We start from the raw sequence: 15,770 nt of genomic DNA, 5'->3' as shown, positions 1-15,770 counted from the left end.
ACAGTCTTTGGTCGGGTTGCTTGTAGGAATTTGACTGAGTGCTCTTGTGCTAAATCTATTTTTAAAGATTGAAATCCGCATGTCGGGCCATGAAAGCGTCGATTTCATGGTCGTGTGGCGCAGTCGCCGGGCCTCTGCGTGTGACCGCAATGGCGGCGCCAGCGTTGGCTCGACGTGCAGCATCAACCGGTGAATGACCGGCCATCAATGCGGCGATCAATACCCCCGTGTGAGCGTCGCCAGCACCATTGCTGTCGACGGCCTGCACGCTGAACCCGGCAAGGGCGTGTTGGCCGTGCGGGTCGCTGATCCAGCAGCCTTGCGCGCCATCGCGGATCACCTTCAAGCAGTCACGCGCCAAGCGTCCTTGCAGTGCGAGTAACGCCTGGGCAAGGGTTTGAGTGCCCGTCAGGATCTGCGCCTCAAGGCGGTTGCTGGTCCACAGGTTGAGGCGCGGTAGCAACGCGTGCATCAGCTCGGCGGGGATGTCCCCAAGCAAAGGTCCAGGGTCAAAGCTGACGTGCACGCTGTGCGCCAATCCCAGTAACCAGTGCAGTAACGGCTTGGCCTTGGCGCTGTGCAGCAGGCTGTAACCGCTGACATACACCGCGTCGTGTGGCTCAACCCGAACCCGCGCCAGATCATCGGATGTCAACACACCTTCCGCGCCAATATAGGAAATGAACGTGCGCTCAGCGCTGGCCTCAGTCAGTGCCACGCACAGCCCGGTGTCTTGGTCCGCAGCTGGCGCCAGGGTGGGGGTAATGCCTTCTGCGAGCATCGCCTGACGCGCCAGGTCGCCGAACGGGCCTTGACCATGTCGGCCCAGATACCAGGTGGACAGGCCGTTGCGCTGCGCCGCTGCCATCACATTAAAGCCGCCGCCTGCCTCAAAACGGGCACTTTTTGCCAAGGCATCGCCCCCGCTGACCGGCAGGGTGTCGAGTGCCATTACCAGGTCGATGATGATTTGGCCGGTGTGCAGCAATCTAGACATTGGTAAATCGCTCTGCAGCCTGTCGCCGGTCTTTGGCGCCACCCATCACGGCGTACAAGCCGCCCGCCACCACCAAGGTGACGACCCAGCCCAGTCCGTTATGGCCCAGCCAGGAGTTCGCCAATGGGCCGACGAACCAGTCCGTGTCGTTGCTGCCCACGCGGGTAAAACAAAACCCCAGCACCAGTGCCACGGCCCAGGCACTCAGGGCGCGCCATTCGATGCCGCCGCTGTACCAGTAGGCGCTGCTCGCACTGACGTCCAGTAAGTCTTTGGCGCTGTAGTAATGACGATGGATCAAGTCCACGACAAAGATGGCTACCCACGCAGTAATCGGAATTGCCGTCAGGGAAATAAAGGTAATGAACGGCCCGTAAAAGCTGTCGGCGTAGAGCATGAAGTAAATCGAGCCACAAAAAATAGCGACGATATCAACCACGACTGCCTGCACCCGTTTGATCTTTACCCCGAGGGTCAACGTGGTCAGGCCAGCGGAATAGACCGACAGGTGATTGGACAGCAACAAGCCGCCAAACGCGCTGAGCAGATAAGGCACGGCCATCCATGCAGGGAGCATGTTGCGGATCGCGGCAACGGGGTCGGTGGCGGAGGCTAATGTCTGATTGCCCACTGACAGTAAGCCGCCGAGCGTGATCAACAGCACCAGCGGTATACCCGCACCCCACGCAGCAGACGCCACCAGTTGCGTTGCGCTGACGGTGTGCTTTTGGTAGCGCGACATGTCGGCGCCCGCGTTGGCCCAGCCGATCCCGGTCCCTGCCGCCATGATGCCAATTCCTATAACCACTGCGCTCATGGGAGCAGGGCTGGCGCTAAACACGGCATGCCAATCGATGGTCGCGCACAGGAATCCACCCACCAGCAGGTTGAGCGCGCCGAACACATAAGTGGCCCACTTCTGGATTAGCAGCAAGGTGGCATGGCCCAAGCCCGACACTGCCAGCGTGAGCAGGGCAAAAATACCGATGAAGGTCAGCGTTAGCAGGGGGGCGCTTTTAGCTTCGGTCGGGGTACCAAACACGATGCTGCTCAGTGCCAGTAATACAAAGGCTGCCGTCGTGGTGTTGACGGTTTCCCAGCCGACCCGTGAAATCAGCGAGACCAACGTGGGACCGATGTTGCCCCGCACGCCGAAAATAGCCCTCGACAGAGTCAGGCTGGGCGCACGCCCACGGCGGCCAGCAATCGAGATCACCCCGACCACGGCGAACGAACCGGCAGCGCCAATCAAGGCAACGAGGATGACTTGCCAGATAGCCAGTTGGTGAAAGGCGACCAGTGTGGCGCCCAGTGGCAGGCCGAGGATGCTGATGTTGGCGGCAAACCATACCCAGAACAGTTGCAGCGGGTTGCCGTTGCATTCGTTTTCGGGGACTGGCTCGATGCCGCGGGTTTCCAGTTGTCCGGCACTGTGCCCGACGCGAAGGTGACTCATGGGGTGCAGCTCCTGAGGCTGTTTTTATGGTTGTAAGCAGCGTGTCGCGCAGGCTTCAGTGTTCAAGCCTGTGTGCATTCCATTGCGGGGGAGTTTAGGCGTTGCGCAGGTTCAGTAGCGCCTTGACCAAGGGTTCAAGTTGCAACTGATTGACCTCTTTTACGTGGCCTATCAGCGGCGCAGGCCAGTGATCCAGCCCTTCGCACGCGCCGAGCATGGCCCCGAGTACGGCGCCAATGGTGTCGGTATCACCACCAATGCTGGCTGCCATGCACAGCGCGTCGAAACTGTTCATGGCGCCACTGGCCACACGTTGCGCCAGCGCAAAAGCGGCGACTACAGACTCTTGCGAGGCGACAGAGGTGCCAATCACGTCATACAGCAAGTCGCCCAGGTTATCGTTATTGCACCGCGTGCTGGCTTCGCGCGCCCAACGTATACGCGGCCCGATGCGAGCACCTGCCACCCAATGCCCATGATGCTCGGCTCTAAAGGCCATTTCAGTGCCAGCATTGAGCGCGTGTTCCAGTGTTTTGCCATTGATGCCGCTTGATACAACGGCTGCCACGGCGGCTGCGCTGGCGATGCCCAGACTGGTGTTGTGGGTCACTTGGCAGGCTTGAACGACTGCGTTGAGGAAGTGATCGGGGCGGGCGATATCGCAGGCGATCCCCACCGGGGTGATGCGCATGGCCGCGCCGTTGGTGGTGCCGAAGCGTCCCGCCTCTGCAACGCTGTGTCCGGCCAGGATCAGGCTGAGTGCGTGCTTGGTTGAAGGGCCCAACAGGTCTTGTGAGCCTTTGGCTTGCATGCGGGCTTCCCAGTCGATCAACCGTCGCGCCAGTTGTGCGGGATCTATGCGGGCATCCCCTTCGACCAGCAACTGTGCGACCAGAATGGCTTGCTCGGTGTCGTCGGTGATGGATCCCTTGGGCATGTTGGGCGCAATGGGTTGATCGGCGGGCGCGTCTTGCAGGTCGGTGATGGCGCCGAAACGTTCGAGGATCTGGGCTCGGCTAAACGATTGGGTGGGCATACCCAAAGCGTCCCCCAATGCCAGCCCGTAAAAGGCCCCCAGGGCGCGATCCAGTTGACTCATGTTGGCGTTCCAAACGATTGGTGCATCCGAAAATGCAGGGGATCAAGCCAGCTTTCGACCTGCTCCATAAAACGCCCCTGCCGGTCGTAGGTGGTGCGCAAGGCTTTGAGGAAAACAGTGCCGGGCGCACGGCCCAGCAGCAGCGCTTCTTCCTCACTCAAAGGTTCGGCCCCGATCCATTGATCGCCACGCTCACCCACGAAGCCGTAGGCGGCGAGGGTAATGGTCAACGAATTATCGATCAATCCCACACGCGGCAAACTTTCAAGACCGTGGGTGGCAGGCATCAGCGAGCGCTCCAGCGAAACGGCGGTGCCATCAGCCCGTCGCCGCCGACGGTCGAGCGCAATGAAATGGCTCACGCCAAACTGATGGAGCAATTCAGGCCGTTCGATGGCTTCAAATCGCAGCAACTCAGTGTGGATACGCGCACCGGTGTCGGCCAGTGCCTGAGTCCAGCCGTTGTTTTGGTCCAGAGTCATGCCGTCATAGGTGACAACAGAGCCGCCGCCCGTTTGCATCGCGATGTAACGCCGGCGTTCCAGTTCAGTCAAGGCATGACGCAACGTGCTGCGACTGACGCCCAGCTCTTGAGCCAGTTGGTCTTCTTCAGGGAGGGGTAAACCATCGGCTAATAGCCCGCTTTCTATCCGGTGAACGAGTTCATCAACCACGCGTTGCTTCTTGTTGGAACGAGCTTGTCTAATCATGTGCAGAGTAATAGCTCAGTAATGGCACTTGGGCAATAAATGGACCTCTTTGATGAGGGTAAAACGCCAAGGCGCCACAACCGATCCACTCATGTGTGGACACCTTGAATCCTGCATTGGGTGCAGGACCCAAGGCTTAGTAAAGCCGACTTTTAATTCAGCCGCAGGCCTTGAGATTAACGGGGCCGACAAATTCATTTCCGCGGCCCATGACACAGGCAACCGCCTGGTTGCGTTGACGTTCCCACGCCTGCACCGGGTAGGTTTTATCCCAAGCCTGGTACAGCTGAAGGTCTTGTTTGGATAGGCGTAAATTGTAGCGCTTGCTCATATAAAAGTAGGTGCGTGCAATCATCCCGCGGATGGAGGGGCGTGGCATGACCTTTTTGGCTTTGAAGTCGACCTGGGTCAAACACGAACCGTACTGGGCGGGTTGTGCCGGGAGCCAGCCAAAGCTGAAATTGTTACGGTCGCCATTGACCTCGCCAATGCTTGGCACCAGGTTGTGCAAGTCGGCCTCAGCCACCTTGTACACCGGGTCGTTACGGGTGCAGTTTTTGCGTCCACCTTTTTGCCAGCATTGACGTTGATGACCAATTTGCCACGCCGGCACGATATGTTCCCATTCGATGCGTGCCGCGCGATTGGCATTTTTTCGCGGCACGTAACCACATGCTTGCAAGTTGACGCGGTTGCCGGTGTATTTACAGCCACAGTAAAACTCGGTGGACTGTGGCGCGTAGAGCTTCCAGGCAACCTTTTTTGCTTCGCTAAAGGTTTGCGGCGCAGCCGCCTGTACGCTTAAAGCAGTGAAGAGGCTGGCAAGTGCCAGTAAACGAACCCTCATTAACTCAGTCTTCCTCGGGCACGGTCCAGAAAACGTTGACCCCACCACAATCGCGGAGGGCAATGGTGACGTTATCGTTTTCGGAGATTTCTTCTATCAGGCGTTCCCACCACTCCGGGTTGTCACCTTCCTGACGCAAAAGGACAGCCATTTTGGCTTTTTGTGCCTTGGGAGAACTGATTTCTTTTTGAATGCGAAGTCCGAAAAGTTCGTAGGGGGTCGGAGGGGTTGGCGCTTTCGCTGCTTTTTTAGCCATGATGCGATCCTTGGTTAGCTGTATGCGCATACAGTATTTAACTGCGCGTCATTTCGCAACCGTTTGGTGCATCGGCGCTGCTTTTACGCGGTGTCCGTTTATCCATTTATGGCATGAGCGGCTCCGGTTGCGGCCTTGTATACAAGGCCGCAACCGAGTTTTGCAGCGATGTGGAAAATCTCTAGCGCTTGGTCAAACCCTTAACAATCGCCTCGATATTGCTTTGCAATTCGGCGACCGGGTCAGCCCCGTCCGTGCTGATCACCAGCAGTTCACTGCCACCTTGCGTCACCGCTGTTTTTAATGCATCGGACGGTGCGCGATGGTCCAGCACCAATGCAACGTCATTGTCTTTCAGGGTTTGGGTCAGGGCGTTGAGGGTTTCGGGTGTCCACGTCTGGTCAGGGCTGTGCTCGACGTCCACGCGCTCCAGATTCAAGCCGCCCAGCAGGTAGTCCAGTCGATCGGACAAGCTCACCACGCTCAGGTTATCGGCCTTGGCCAGTTGCGCTTCGCTGTCGGCGTTGAGTTTGAGCAGGCGTTGCTTGAGGGCTGCCAGGTTGGCTTCGATCTGCGGTTTTGCGGCGGGCGCCAGGCGCACCAGGTCGGCCGCGATAACGTCGGCCATACGCCCCATGTTGTTGCTCGCCAGCCACGGTTGACTGTTGAGACCGTCGTGCGGGGTGCCCGGTTGCAAGGCGATGCCCGGCAAGCTGCCGTCGACCGGGCGTGCTGCATCGACTTCGACGATGCGGATGTTGCTGCGCCGTGCCATTGGGTAGAGCGGGTCATCGCTCCACACGGAGCGCAGCCCGATCACCGCGTCGGCGTGTTCAGCCAGTTTGTGCAGGGCAGGGGCGCCGCGACCGCTGAAGTAGGCGCTCTGTCGACTGCCGGGCAAGTTGGCGGCAGCGGCGCGTTCCAGGCTCACGCCGCTGTCGTTGAGCAACAATTGGCCCAAGCCATAGGTGATGGGCAGGCTGGCCAGAATGCGCACCGGTGGTGAGGGCGCATCGGCGGCCTGAAGCGGTGAGCTGAACAGGCCGGTGAGGGCCAGCGCGAGGGTGAGGGTGCGCAAAGTGTGCATTTATCCAATATTCCCTTTCAGGCTGGGGACCACCCCGCGCGCAATGGCAGCGAGGGCGAAGGCGATACCGGCCACCAGAATGATCGCAGCGCCGGAGGGGATGGGCAGGTCGAACACAATCGGTAGCAGGATGCCGCAGAGCGTGCTGACAGTGGCGATCAGGACCGAGATCCAGAAGAAGCCTCTGAGCGACTGGCTGAGCAAGCGCGCAGCCGCTGCGGGTATGACCAGCAAAGCGCCGACCAGAATCGCACCGATGACTTTCACGGCGGCCACGGTGATGAGCGTCACCAGAATCACGAACAGGTAGTCCAGCGACTTCACGGCGACCCCGCGCACGGCGGCCAGTTGCGGGTTGAAGCTGGCGAGCATGATGCGGTTGTACAACGGCAGGCTCAGCCCCAGCACCAACGCGCCGACAATGGCCAATACCAGCAGATCGTTGCCGTTGACGGTCAGAACGGAGCCAAACAGTACGTTTTCGAGAATGTGCACGTTGATCTTGCCCGCCAGAATCAGCAGCAGGCTGGCGCCCAGTGCCAACGAGACGGACAGGAATACGCCGATCAAGGTGTCCGGGGCTAACCCGGTGCGATTACGCAGGTAATTCAGGGAAATGCCGAACAGCAAGCAATAGCCGAACAGGCTGCCATACGGGCCGGTGTAGGGTTCGCCGAGCAAGATACCAATGGCCACGCCGGTCAGCGCCGCGTGCCCGACCGCTTCGGAAAAGAACGCGAAGCGCTTTACGACCACCAGCGTGCCCAGGCCGCCGAGCACGGGGCCGATCAGCAGCCCGGCGAGCAAGGCGTTGACGACAAAACCATAGGCCAGAACTTCGGGCAGGTAACCCGCTGTGGCCCAGCCCTGCACCATCAGGCGAAATGCTTCGTAACTCATGAGTGAGCACTCCCCTGAGCGGTGGGATGGGTTGAGAACAGGCTCAGCAAGCGATCGGGGCTGAGGGTGTGCTCGGGAGGCCCGTCAAACAGCACGCGGCGATTGAGGCCGGTTACGCGCTCTGCCAAGCGTTTGACCGCTGCCAAGTCATGCTCGATCCACACCACGGTGACACCGCCCTGCCGCCAGTCGGCGAGCAGGCGCTCAAAGACTTGAGCACCGGCTTCGTCCAGCGCAGACATCGGTTCATCCAGTACCAGCAACTGCGGGGAGGGAATCAGCCCTTGCGCGAGCAATACGCGCTGGCGCTCGCCACCGGACAGAGCGCCCATGCGCCGTTTGCGTTTGTCTTGCATGCCCACCCGCTCCAGCGCGTCACCAATCGCTGGCGCCACCTTGCGTGACAGCCCCATGAATGCAGGCAGGCGCTGACACATGGCGGCCATGAAATCGTCGACGGTCATGGGCAAGCCGCGGTCGAATTCCAGTGCTTGTGGCACGTAGCCGATCAGGCCAGGTTCGGCAGGCCAGTTCAGGCACAGACGGCCCTGATGGGGCATTTGCCCGAGCAGGGTCTTGATCAGTGAGCTTTTGCCGCCGCCGTTGGGTCCGACCAGTGCGTGCACACTGCCGGGGCGAATGTTGAAGCTGACATGATCCAGAATCAGGGTGCGCCCCAGAGTCAGCGAGACCTGATCAAACTCCACGCCCGGGCCTACAGTGACGGTGCCCAAAGGCTCAGCTGCGCTCATGCGCCTGCCTCCTGTATCGCCTTGACCACGGTATTGAGGTTGCCGGTCATTTCTTTTTCGTATTTATCGGCGCTGTAGTCGCCATACGAAATGTGCGACAGCGGGTACAGCTTGACCCCGGACTCACGCTGAATAGTGTCGACATAGGTGGACGGGAAGTCCATCTCCGAGAAAATCACTTTCACATCCAGCGCGCGCAATTGGTCGATGGTTTTTTTCAGTTGGCTGGGGCTTGGTTCGATGCCGTGTGCAGGCTCGACCACAGCGGTGACCTCCAGGCCGAATTCGCGCAGCAGATAGTCGTAAGCCGCGTGTACGGTGGCCACGCGCAGGTCGGCATTGGGTGCTTCGGTCAGTTTCGCCAGCGCTGCGGCGCGCATCTGGCGCAGGCGTTTGCCATAGGCGCGCGCATTGGCGGTGTAGGTTTTGGCGTTGGCCGGGTCAAGCTTGCCCAGCTCGCGGGCAATGTTGTTGACCTGAGCAATCGAGGCGCTGATCGACAGAAAGGTGTGCGGGTTGACCACCTTGCCAGCACCGCGAGCCGCATTGCCGGTGGCTGCCAGCAACGGGACGTTTTGATTGGCCTCGATCACCGGGATGTCGGGGCGTTCACTGGCTTCGATCATGCGGTCGGCGAAGTCGTCATGGCCAACGCCATTGAGCACGATCACGTCCAGCGTGCCGATGCGTTTGATGTCCTCGGCACGCGGTTCGTAGGCATGGGGGTTAAAGCCTGCCGGAATCAACGGCACGACCTCGGCCTTGTCGCCAACGATATTGCTCACGTAGCTGTAATACGGGTGCAGGGTGATGCCAATGCGCAACGGTTTGGCCAGCGGTGCAGGGGTGTCGGCAAAGGCTTGCGGCGCAAGGCAAAAGGCAAACAGGCCGGCCAGCAACAAGGTGCGGCGACGCAGAACAGATGAAATGGACATGGCGAGCAGTCTTCTCTCAGGTCAAGCGGTGGGTTCAGTGCCGATGCTGGCGAGTCACCCCGGCATCGAATTGCGCGATCACTTGCTGCCAGCCACTCTGGTTCAGGGCTGCATCGCTAAAATCGGTGGGGGCGCTGACAGCGCTGTTGCGGTTAAGCCACACGTCAGGCTGCGCGCCAATGCGCAGTAAGAACGAGCCGGCAACGCTTGGGTTCGGGCTGATGCCCAGATACGCCTCATCGCCGAGCAACTGCCATTGATGGCCGCCGCGACTGACTGAGCTGGCATCGATGGCAAACGGTGCAAAACCTTCAGCGGCCAGTTCGGTGGGTTCGGGCAGGGCGTTTGAGTCTTCGCCTAACAGCTGGATTTCGTCGAGGGTGACCCGCAGGTCGGCATAGATCCCTTGTTCGGCGGCGCTCAGATCGCGTCGTGCATCCAGTTGATGGGACGCCACCGAGGTGACGGCTTGCGTTTCGTGACGCCAGGCCACCACCGAACCTGCGACCGTCAGGATCAACAGGCATAACAGCAGCACATACAGGGTTTCATGCCCGGCTCCGGCCGGGCGCACGACGTGAGTGTTCATGGGGCCTCGATGTCGGCTTGGTCAATTTCGACGATGTGGCCGGGACCTGCGTCGAACAGCACATAAAACTCAGCATCGGGCTTTTTGAAGGTGAGGGTCGAATCGGCCCCCAGCTTGCCGGGTACCAGAATGGTCTCGTCGTAGCCGATGACGTCCAGGGTGACGCCCGGCGCACCGCTGCCATCCGAGAACCCGCCCGTGCAGCGTATTTGCGCACCTTCGACTTCTTTGCATTCGCACATGGGGTTGTGGGCCAACGCCTGATGGCTGACCCCCAGCAATGCCACCAAACCTGCGGTCATCAGCCGTCGTGTTCGGCAGTTGGACAAACGTGTGCTCATTACTTGCCTCCTCGTTGTTTGAGCCAGGCCACCGTGGCCGGTGAGGCTTGCTTCAGGGGAATGGATGCCTGATGCACCGAACCGTCCCAGCCTTCCAGGGTGATCCACAGGTCGGCATCCTCTTGGGTGCGCAGGGGGATCGGCACGGTGGCTCCCAGGCGATAAGGCGTACCGAAGAAAATCACCCCGGCGGTGCGCAAGCTGCGCGGCTTGCCAACACGCAGGTAAACGGCCTTGACCGGTTCGATGCAGGCGTCGCACAAGGCTGCGTTAAAGCTTTTCATGTAGCCTGCCGGGCCATCCGGGCGAGGGGCTTCATCGCGCAGTTCGGCCAGTTGCAGGCTCCAGGGGCCGATCTCAACGGTGCCGACTTCGCGCTCGCCCAAGCCGCTGTCGCCGCGAAACAGCGACGCATCGGCAAAGTATTTGGGCATGAAGCCCAATGGCACCAGCAACAGCAGGATGTTGATGTGAAAGCGCCATTTATGCCAAAACCGGCTCAGGCTGCTGGAAGTCGGCTGTGCAGCCGCTGCCTTGCTCATGCGTTGGCCTCCGAGGTGGCGTCAGTGCGGGCGGTGGCCGCTTGCGCGGGTACTGAACGTGCGGGCTTATTGCTGCGCTTGAGCGCATTGGCGGTGGCCAGCGCGGTGCGTTTGGTCCAGATCAATAGCCCGCTCAACACCATCATGCTCAGGATCAGGCCGAAGAAGAACCAGATCAGCTTGACCCACAGCCCGCCGAAGTCACCGGTGTGCAAAGGGCGCATGGACTCTGTGACCAGCTCCAGGCCGGAGCGGTCGGCGATCATCCGTGAGCCTTCGATCAGGCCGTTATACGGGTTGATGTCGGCGGTCTGGAACAGCAGGGGATACCAACCCGGCCCGCCGACTTCGATGTGGCCGAAGGCATTGCTGGGCAAACTGATGAAGCTGGCTTCAAGCCCCGGGATTTTCTCGGCAGCAATGGCCACGGCCTTGTCCAGGCTGATCTGCGGGGCCGGTTTGCCGTCTGGCATGATCGGGACATCCTGACGCGCCACCACCGGCGGGTTACCTTCCGTGGAAATGGAAATCTGGTTATCGAACATGAACGCCTGGATGAGGAACCACAGGCCGCTGATGGAGATCACCGCGATAAACCAGATGGACCAGATGCCGCACAGGCGATGGAAGTCGCCCCAGAAAATCCGTGCGCCGTGCTTGAAGCGCAGGTTGGGCTTGAAGAAGCCTTTCCAGAATTTTTTGTACACCACCAGCCCCGTGACCAACGAGGCCAGCAGCGGCAAGCCGAGGAAGGACACCAAATACCAGCCCCAGCTGTAGCCGTTGGTGAACGGCACCAGCCACCAACCGTGCAGGGCGCGGGTAAAGGCCTTGAAGTCGAAAGCTGGGCTCTCGCCCTGAATCGCCCCGGTGTACGGGTTGATATAGAGCGACGGTGAGCGCCCGTCCGGGTACACCACATCGGCCACCAGTGCGAAATGCGATTCGTCCGGTCGGCTGATCGACTGCACGGCAAGCTTGGGTTCTGCCTGGTGAATGGCGTTGAGCACTTGCTCATAGGTGAGCAGCGGTGCGTCGTCCGAGGGTTGGCTGGCGCGGGCTTCAGGGGTGGCGAGCCACACAATCTCCTGGCTGACCACCGCCAGGGTGCCGGTGACGCACACAATCAGCACAAAGAACCAGATCGGCAGGGTGAGCCAACTGTGAACCAGAAACCAAAGCTTGGAGCGGGACTTTTTGGACATGGGAAACGGCAAACTCGCGGTTGAGCGGGTGTTAATCGCCATTGAGAAGCGATTGCTTATCCATGTAGGACGGATGAGAAAGGCAAAACCCTAACCTTGAGATGTAAAGAATTGTTTCTACGGGCGTCTGGGGCGCAGAAACATCAGCGCCCGGCGGCCTTTGCTGGCCAGAGAATGAAGGGGCCATCACTGATAACGAGTGAGGGAATGGAAAATTAGCCGTGGACGCGCACTTGATGTTCAGCACAGACATGCTGGAAGTGTTTGACGAAGGCCGTCACCAAAGATGGGCCGCGTTCGCGATACGCCAGCGCGACAGTGCTCTCACAGCCGTCATCAGCCAACTCAATCCCGTGCAATGAACACGCCCGCACTGTGGAGGCAGGCAACAATGCGATCCCGAATCCGGCCTGAATCAGCATCGACTGCGTACTTTTGAGTGAATAAACCTGCGCTGATTTTGGCGAAAACCCGGCGCGCGCGCACAGATCGTAAGAAAGGGAACTCAGCCCGCCACGTTTGGCGTGGGTGATCGTTACAAAGTGTTCGTCCTGCAATTCGACCAGTGTCATGCGCTGCCGCGAGGCCAACGGGTGACTGGGGCTCACGGCCACCACCACCTTCTCGGTAAAGAGCGGGACAAGCTTGATGTCATTCAATTGATGCAGCACCGGGAGTCGGAGCAAGCCCACATCGGTACGGCCCTCCACCAGGTTCAATAGTTGTGTTTCTGAGGATTCTTCTGACACTTCAATGCAGACATCAGGGGATGCTTCCAGGTACAGCCCCATCACCTCTTTTAACCTGCCGATCAGTGGCACGGTGCTGGCGTGGCCCAAGCGGATTGTGCCGCTTTGCCCCAGACCCGTTGAGGTGGCCAGGCGGCTGGCACTTTCAACGTCAATCAAAATAGCTTTGGCTCTGGGTAAGAAGGCTAAACCGGCGTGGGTCAGCTCCGGTTGGCGCGCGGTGCGCTCAAATAACAGAATGCCCAAGTGTTTTTCTAATGCCTGGATTTGCCGGCTGAGTGCCGATTGAGCAATAAACAGCGTTTGTGCCGCTGCCATGAAACTGCCGTTTTCTGCGATGGCTACAAAATAGCGTAACTGTTTCATCGAAATCATAAGCGCTATGCCGAAATGAGATAGGTGGCTTGTTTTTTTGATATTAGTCGAGCTTTTCAGGGTTGGGTAGGCTGTCTCAAATACCTGGGAAGTTCTGGCAATGCTCGATTTTATTCTTCATGCCCCGTATGCGCAGGCACAGTTTTTAATCATCTTTGCGACGGTCAGTGTGGCGTATGTCATTTTTGGTATTGCGGGGTTTGGAACGGCGCTGGTGGCCGGACCTGTGCTGCTTCATTACATGCCGCTGTCGCAAGTCATTCCCTTGTTGGTGTTATTGGACTGTGTGGCGGCTTTTGGCCGATTGGCGCGCTCATATAAAAATGTGGTGCCTGCAGAGTTGTTCAGGTTAGTGCCCTTTATGGCGCTCGGCAGTGTGGCGGGCATCGTAATACTGCTGAGCACTCAGGCGGATGCACTGCTGTTGATGATGGGCTGTTTTGTCACGTTGTATGCCGTCTATGCGTTATTCACGCCGCGACCAAAGACGGTATTACCGACTGCATGGGCAATGCCCTTGGGGGTCAGTGGCGGATTAGTGGGCGCGTTGTTTGGCAGTGGCGGATTTTTGTACGCCATTTATTTAAATGGCCGTCTCCAGACCAAAGAAAAAGCCGGTGCCACACAAAGTACCTTGATCGGGATCAGTACCTTGGTACGGCTGACGATGTTAACGCTGGCGGGCACCTATACCGACCTTTCATTGTGGGTGATGGCGCTCTATTTATTACCGGCCTTGATCGTGGGGCTTTGGGCGGGCAACCACATTACGCTCAGAGTGTCGCGTGAAACCTTCATACGGGCAGTGAATGTGATCATATTGGCCAGCGGTGCGATGCTGATCTATCGCGCTTATATGAACGGGTTTTAGTCCAGGTTCAAACAGGGCTGTTTTGCCTCGCTGGGTGGCGTTAAATGGGCAGGCATTCAGGGGCATATTCCAAGACCTGAGATGAAGCTTGCCGTGAGCCACGTTAATAGCTTTATGGCGCGTGATGGGTTACAAGTGCCGCCTGAAAAAATGGACTAAGAGGTCGCAATGGACGCCGCACGCACAAAAATATTACCGGCAGTTGTCTTGGGTGTGTGTCTTACGCTGCTGTCAGGGTGTGGGACGATATTAGGTCATCGAACAGGCACGTTTGATGGTGTTAACGAAGATATAAAAATAGTTAGCGAGCCTTTATTTTGGGTGGTTTCCTTGGGTTTAGTGCCACTGATGGCAATAGTCTCCATGCCAGTGGATCTGGGAGTAGATATTGTTTTATACCCTTACGATGCCTATCAAAAAAGTAAGCCGGTGGTGGTGTACATGCCCCCTCCGGTGGGCTATTCGGCACCGCTTTACAGCATAAATTTAACCGGTGCCAGCGACTTCGATTACATGGCTTGGCCTCCTTATTCGGCGCCGACCGGCAATACGGATTTTATTGAAAATGCGCCCTTCAGATTAGAGAGAGCCCTTATTGCAAAAGCTGTAGCAGCCCCCGACCCCAAGAGCGGTGTTGAACCCGTCGCGGGGACGATTAATCCGGCGCAATTGTTTGCGGCTGATCCGCGCAGTTCGGGCAAAGCCATGAGCTTTCACAAAGTAGGGCCGGTGTATCAAGCGCCTAATGGGATCAACTATAGAAATACAATAAAAATAAAACAAACCCTTCTGGCCAGTGCTGAGAAAGTGGCAGACAAGTCGATCATCATTTACTTCATGCCGTGCAATGAACTGGTCTTTGTTCGATCAAATACGTCGGTGTATGACCCTGGCGCGTTGAATCAACCTGAGGTGCAGGCTGTCTTTAAATCGTTGAAACAGCAGGCCGCGCAGGGTAAGTGCCCTTTGCCTGCGCCGCATAACAAGGCTGTTTTGAACCCTCGCAAAGTGGTTTGAACAATCACATGCACGCAACGGTGCGCCTTACTCCAGCGACCGCCCCAATTTCCAATAGCCCATGAGCGTCAGTTGCTGGCGCTGTAGCCCTTGTTCGTTGATCAAGAACCTGCGAATGGCCATGACCGCAGCCGATTCCCCCGCGACCCACGCATAAAAATCGCCCCGTTTGGCACTGGCCCGTTCCCACGGGCGTTGTGTGTTCAGGTCCAGTTCTTCAATGGGCGATGTGCTGTCCAAATTGCCGCGCACCGGCGGCAAACGCGCCAGTTCGCGGGCGGCCAGGGTCATGCCTTCGCCATGTTGCTTGCCCAGGCTGGCACGGGGCAACCAATGCACCTTGGCGTTCAAGCCGCACAGCAGCGCCAGGCAATCTGACTCTTCAGGCACTTCAATAAAGGCCTGTACGTGCGGTGCATCCGGGTGCTCGGTGAGTTGTTCGAGAATACCGGCGATGGCAGGCAAGGCGGTTTCGTCGCCAATCAGCAGCACCTGACGCACGCCTTCAGGCGGTTGCCATTCGTAGCCGCCGGGGTCGCTGCGGTACGCGGCATTGGGCGCGACGATTTGTAGCCCGTCGCCCGGCACACTGTGTGCGGCCCAACGCGAGGCAGGCCCTGTTTCGCCGTGCAGCACAAAGTCGATGTCCAGCTCGTTTGCTTCGGGGCGCAGGTTGCGCAGGGTGTAAGTGCGCATGGGCGGTGTTTGGTTGGCGCTCATGGCGCGACGCGCGGCCTGCCAGTCGCCGGTTTTGGGCAGATCGGGCGCGCTGCCATCGGCAGCCGGAAAGAACAGTTTGACCCGCTGGTCTGGCGCAAGCGTGCGCATCAGCGCTACGTCTTTGCCGCTGAACACACAGCGCAGCAGTGAGGGGCTCAAGGCAATGCGTTGCTTGAGCTGGATATCGAACAGTTCATAACCGCTGGGTTTGCTCAGGCGTTTGCGCAGGGTTTGCACCAGCGTGGCGGCGACAGACATAAACAGCACCATGTTAAACAGGAGTCGTTCTCTATAACGTTGCCGGGGCGCTTCAATTTAAGAC

General features: G+C 58.7%; 18 protein-coding genes. 2 read left to right on the top strand and 16 right to left on the bottom strand.

From position 1 onward, the window contains the following. Positions 1-61: 61 nt before the first annotated feature. The 15 genes from AP059_RS09120 to AP059_RS09050 all read right to left on the bottom strand — a co-directional run bounded on the left by AP059_RS09120 (position 62) and on the right by AP059_RS09050 (position 12,840). The gene (locus AP059_RS09120) at positions 62-997 is read right to left on the bottom strand and encodes a PfkB family carbohydrate kinase (protein ID WP_059762933.1); all 936 of its coding nucleotides are present in this window, start codon (positions 995-997) and stop codon (positions 62-64) included. Beyond that, positions 990-2,453 (bottom strand): purine-cytosine permease family protein, encoded by a 1,464-nt coding sequence (locus AP059_RS09115; RefSeq protein ID WP_059762932.1) that lies wholly within the window; start codon positions 2,451-2,453, stop codon positions 990-992. The genes AP059_RS09120 and AP059_RS09115 overlap by 8 nt, the downstream gene beginning before the upstream one ends. 94 nt (positions 2,454-2,547) lie before the next feature. Beyond that, positions 2,548-3,552: an ADP-ribosylglycohydrolase family protein gene (locus AP059_RS09110; protein ID WP_059762931.1), complete on the bottom strand. Its 1,005-nt coding sequence runs from the start codon at positions 3,550-3,552 to the stop codon at positions 2,548-2,550. Next, positions 3,549-4,262 carry a GntR family transcriptional regulator gene (locus tag AP059_RS09105; protein WP_059762930.1) on the bottom strand — a complete coding sequence of 238 codons (714 nt, stop codon included), beginning with the start codon at positions 4,260-4,262 and terminating at the stop codon, positions 3,549-3,551. Before AP059_RS09105 ends, AP059_RS09110 begins: the two co-directional genes overlap by 4 nt. Before the next feature lie 157 nt (positions 4,263-4,419). Continuing rightward, positions 4,420-5,109: an endonuclease gene (locus AP059_RS09100; protein WP_048366108.1), complete on the bottom strand. Its 690-nt coding sequence runs from the start codon at positions 5,107-5,109 to the stop codon at positions 4,420-4,422. 4 nt (positions 5,110-5,113) lie between these two features. Beyond that, on the bottom strand, positions 5,114-5,365 hold the full coding sequence (locus tag AP059_RS09095) for a DUF1654 domain-containing protein (RefSeq protein WP_059762929.1): 252 nt from the start codon (positions 5,363-5,365) through the stop codon (positions 5,114-5,116). 181 nt (positions 5,366-5,546) lie between these two features. Beyond that, positions 5,547-6,452, bottom strand: coding sequence for a metal ABC transporter solute-binding protein, Zn/Mn family (locus AP059_RS09090; protein WP_059762928.1), 906 nt, complete (start codon positions 6,450-6,452; stop codon positions 5,547-5,549). Then, complete coding sequence (locus AP059_RS09085; RefSeq protein ID WP_048366105.1) at positions 6,453-7,352, bottom strand: metal ABC transporter permease; 900 nt, start codon at positions 7,350-7,352, stop codon at positions 6,453-6,455. Beyond that, positions 7,349-8,104, bottom strand: a complete 756-nt coding sequence (locus AP059_RS09080) for a metal ABC transporter ATP-binding protein (protein ID WP_059762927.1) — start codon at positions 8,102-8,104, stop codon at positions 7,349-7,351. The genes AP059_RS09085 and AP059_RS09080 overlap by 4 nt, the downstream gene beginning before the upstream one ends. Beyond that, a complete protein-coding gene (locus AP059_RS09075) occupies positions 8,101-9,039 on the bottom strand; it encodes a metal ABC transporter substrate-binding protein (RefSeq protein WP_059762926.1) in 939 nt (312 codons plus the stop codon). The genes AP059_RS09080 and AP059_RS09075 overlap by 4 nt, the downstream gene beginning before the upstream one ends. 34 nt (positions 9,040-9,073) lie before the next feature. Further along, the gene (locus AP059_RS09070; protein WP_059762925.1) at positions 9,074-9,628 is read right to left on the bottom strand and encodes a DUF6162 family protein; all 555 of its coding nucleotides are present in this window, start codon (positions 9,626-9,628) and stop codon (positions 9,074-9,076) included. Next, positions 9,625-9,969: a hypothetical protein gene (locus AP059_RS09065; protein ID WP_059762924.1), complete on the bottom strand. Its 345-nt coding sequence runs from the start codon at positions 9,967-9,969 to the stop codon at positions 9,625-9,627. The genes AP059_RS09070 and AP059_RS09065 overlap by 4 nt, the downstream gene beginning before the upstream one ends. Beyond that, the gene (locus AP059_RS09060) at positions 9,969-10,511 is read right to left on the bottom strand and encodes a hypothetical protein (protein WP_059762923.1); all 543 of its coding nucleotides are present in this window, start codon (positions 10,509-10,511) and stop codon (positions 9,969-9,971) included. The genes AP059_RS09065 and AP059_RS09060 overlap by 1 nt, the downstream gene beginning before the upstream one ends. Further along, on the bottom strand, positions 10,508-11,716 hold the full coding sequence (locus AP059_RS09055; RefSeq protein WP_059763062.1) for a PepSY-associated TM helix domain-containing protein: 1,209 nt from the start codon (positions 11,714-11,716) through the stop codon (positions 10,508-10,510). Before AP059_RS09055 ends, AP059_RS09060 begins: the two co-directional genes overlap by 4 nt. A gap of 215 nt (positions 11,717-11,931) precedes the next feature. Further along, positions 11,932-12,840 carry a LysR family transcriptional regulator gene (locus AP059_RS09050; protein ID WP_059762922.1) on the bottom strand — a complete coding sequence of 303 codons (909 nt, stop codon included), beginning with the start codon at positions 12,838-12,840 and terminating at the stop codon, positions 11,932-11,934. A 94-nt stretch (positions 12,841-12,934) separates the two neighbouring features. Here AP059_RS09050 and AP059_RS09045 point away from each other — a divergent pair, with 94 nt between their 5' ends. After that, entirely contained in the window at positions 12,935-13,711 is a 777-nt protein-coding gene (locus tag AP059_RS09045; protein WP_059762921.1) for a sulfite exporter TauE/SafE family protein, read from the top strand. A 168-nt stretch (positions 13,712-13,879) separates the two neighbouring features. Further along, positions 13,880-14,728 carry a YceK/YidQ family lipoprotein gene (locus tag AP059_RS09040; RefSeq protein ID WP_082706781.1) on the top strand — a complete coding sequence of 283 codons (849 nt, stop codon included), beginning with the start codon at positions 13,880-13,882 and terminating at the stop codon, positions 14,726-14,728. A gap of 27 nt (positions 14,729-14,755) precedes the next feature. Here AP059_RS09040 and AP059_RS09035 read toward each other — a convergent pair whose 3' ends face one another. After that, a complete protein-coding gene (locus AP059_RS09035) occupies positions 14,756-15,706 on the bottom strand; it encodes a siderophore-interacting protein (protein WP_082706782.1) in 951 nt (316 codons plus the stop codon). Positions 15,707-15,770: the final 64 nt, after the last annotated feature.

The sequence above is a fragment of the Pseudomonas sp. TAA207 genome, assembly GCF_001529285.1.
Lineage (GTDB): Bacteria > Pseudomonadota > Gammaproteobacteria > Pseudomonadales > Pseudomonadaceae > Aquipseudomonas > Aquipseudomonas weihenstephanensis.
This window is presented reverse-complemented; position numbering and strand designations above follow the sequence as displayed.

Excerpts from the sequence above, each read along its gene's own strand:
- AP059_RS09120 (WP_059762933.1), bottom strand. The coding sequence starts at position 997 with ATGTCTAGATTGCTGCACACCGGCCAAATCATCATCGACCTGGTAATG.
- AP059_RS09110 (WP_059762931.1), bottom strand. The coding sequence starts at position 3,552 with ATGAGTCAACTGGATCGCGCCCTGGGGGCCTTTTACGGGCTGGCATTG.
- AP059_RS09115 (WP_059762932.1), bottom strand. The coding sequence starts at position 2,453 with ATGAGTCACCTTCGCGTCGGGCACAGTGCCGGACAACTGGAAACCCGC.
- AP059_RS09065 (WP_059762924.1), bottom strand. The coding sequence starts at position 9,969 with ATGAGCACACGTTTGTCCAACTGCCGAACACGACGGCTGATGACCGCA.
- AP059_RS09080 (WP_059762927.1), bottom strand. The coding sequence starts at position 8,104 with ATGAGCGCAGCTGAGCCTTTGGGCACCGTCACTGTAGGCCCGGGCGTG.
- AP059_RS09075 (WP_059762926.1), bottom strand. The coding sequence starts at position 9,039 with ATGTCCATTTCATCTGTTCTGCGTCGCCGCACCTTGTTGCTGGCCGGC.
- AP059_RS09090 (WP_059762928.1), bottom strand. The coding sequence starts at position 6,452 with ATGCACACTTTGCGCACCCTCACCCTCGCGCTGGCCCTCACCGGCCTG.
- AP059_RS09040 (WP_082706781.1), top strand. The coding sequence starts at position 13,880 with ATGGACGCCGCACGCACAAAAATATTACCGGCAGTTGTCTTGGGTGTG.
- AP059_RS09050 (WP_059762922.1), bottom strand. The coding sequence starts at position 12,840 with ATGATTTCGATGAAACAGTTACGCTATTTTGTAGCCATCGCAGAAAAC.
- AP059_RS09055 (WP_059763062.1), bottom strand. The coding sequence starts at position 11,716 with ATGTCCAAAAAGTCCCGCTCCAAGCTTTGGTTTCTGGTTCACAGTTGG.
- AP059_RS09105 (WP_059762930.1), bottom strand. The coding sequence starts at position 4,262 with ATGATTAGACAAGCTCGTTCCAACAAGAAGCAACGCGTGGTTGATGAA.
- AP059_RS09100 (WP_048366108.1), bottom strand. The coding sequence starts at position 5,109 with ATGAGGGTTCGTTTACTGGCACTTGCCAGCCTCTTCACTGCTTTAAGC.
- AP059_RS09035 (WP_082706782.1), bottom strand. The coding sequence starts at position 15,706 with ATGTCTGTCGCCGCCACGCTGGTGCAAACCCTGCGCAAACGCCTGAGC.
- AP059_RS09070 (WP_059762925.1), bottom strand. The coding sequence starts at position 9,628 with ATGAACACTCACGTCGTGCGCCCGGCCGGAGCCGGGCATGAAACCCTG.
- AP059_RS09060 (WP_059762923.1), bottom strand. The coding sequence starts at position 10,511 with ATGAGCAAGGCAGCGGCTGCACAGCCGACTTCCAGCAGCCTGAGCCGG.
- AP059_RS09085 (WP_048366105.1), bottom strand. The coding sequence starts at position 7,352 with ATGAGTTACGAAGCATTTCGCCTGATGGTGCAGGGCTGGGCCACAGCG.
- AP059_RS09095 (WP_059762929.1), bottom strand. The coding sequence starts at position 5,365 with ATGGCTAAAAAAGCAGCGAAAGCGCCAACCCCTCCGACCCCCTACGAA.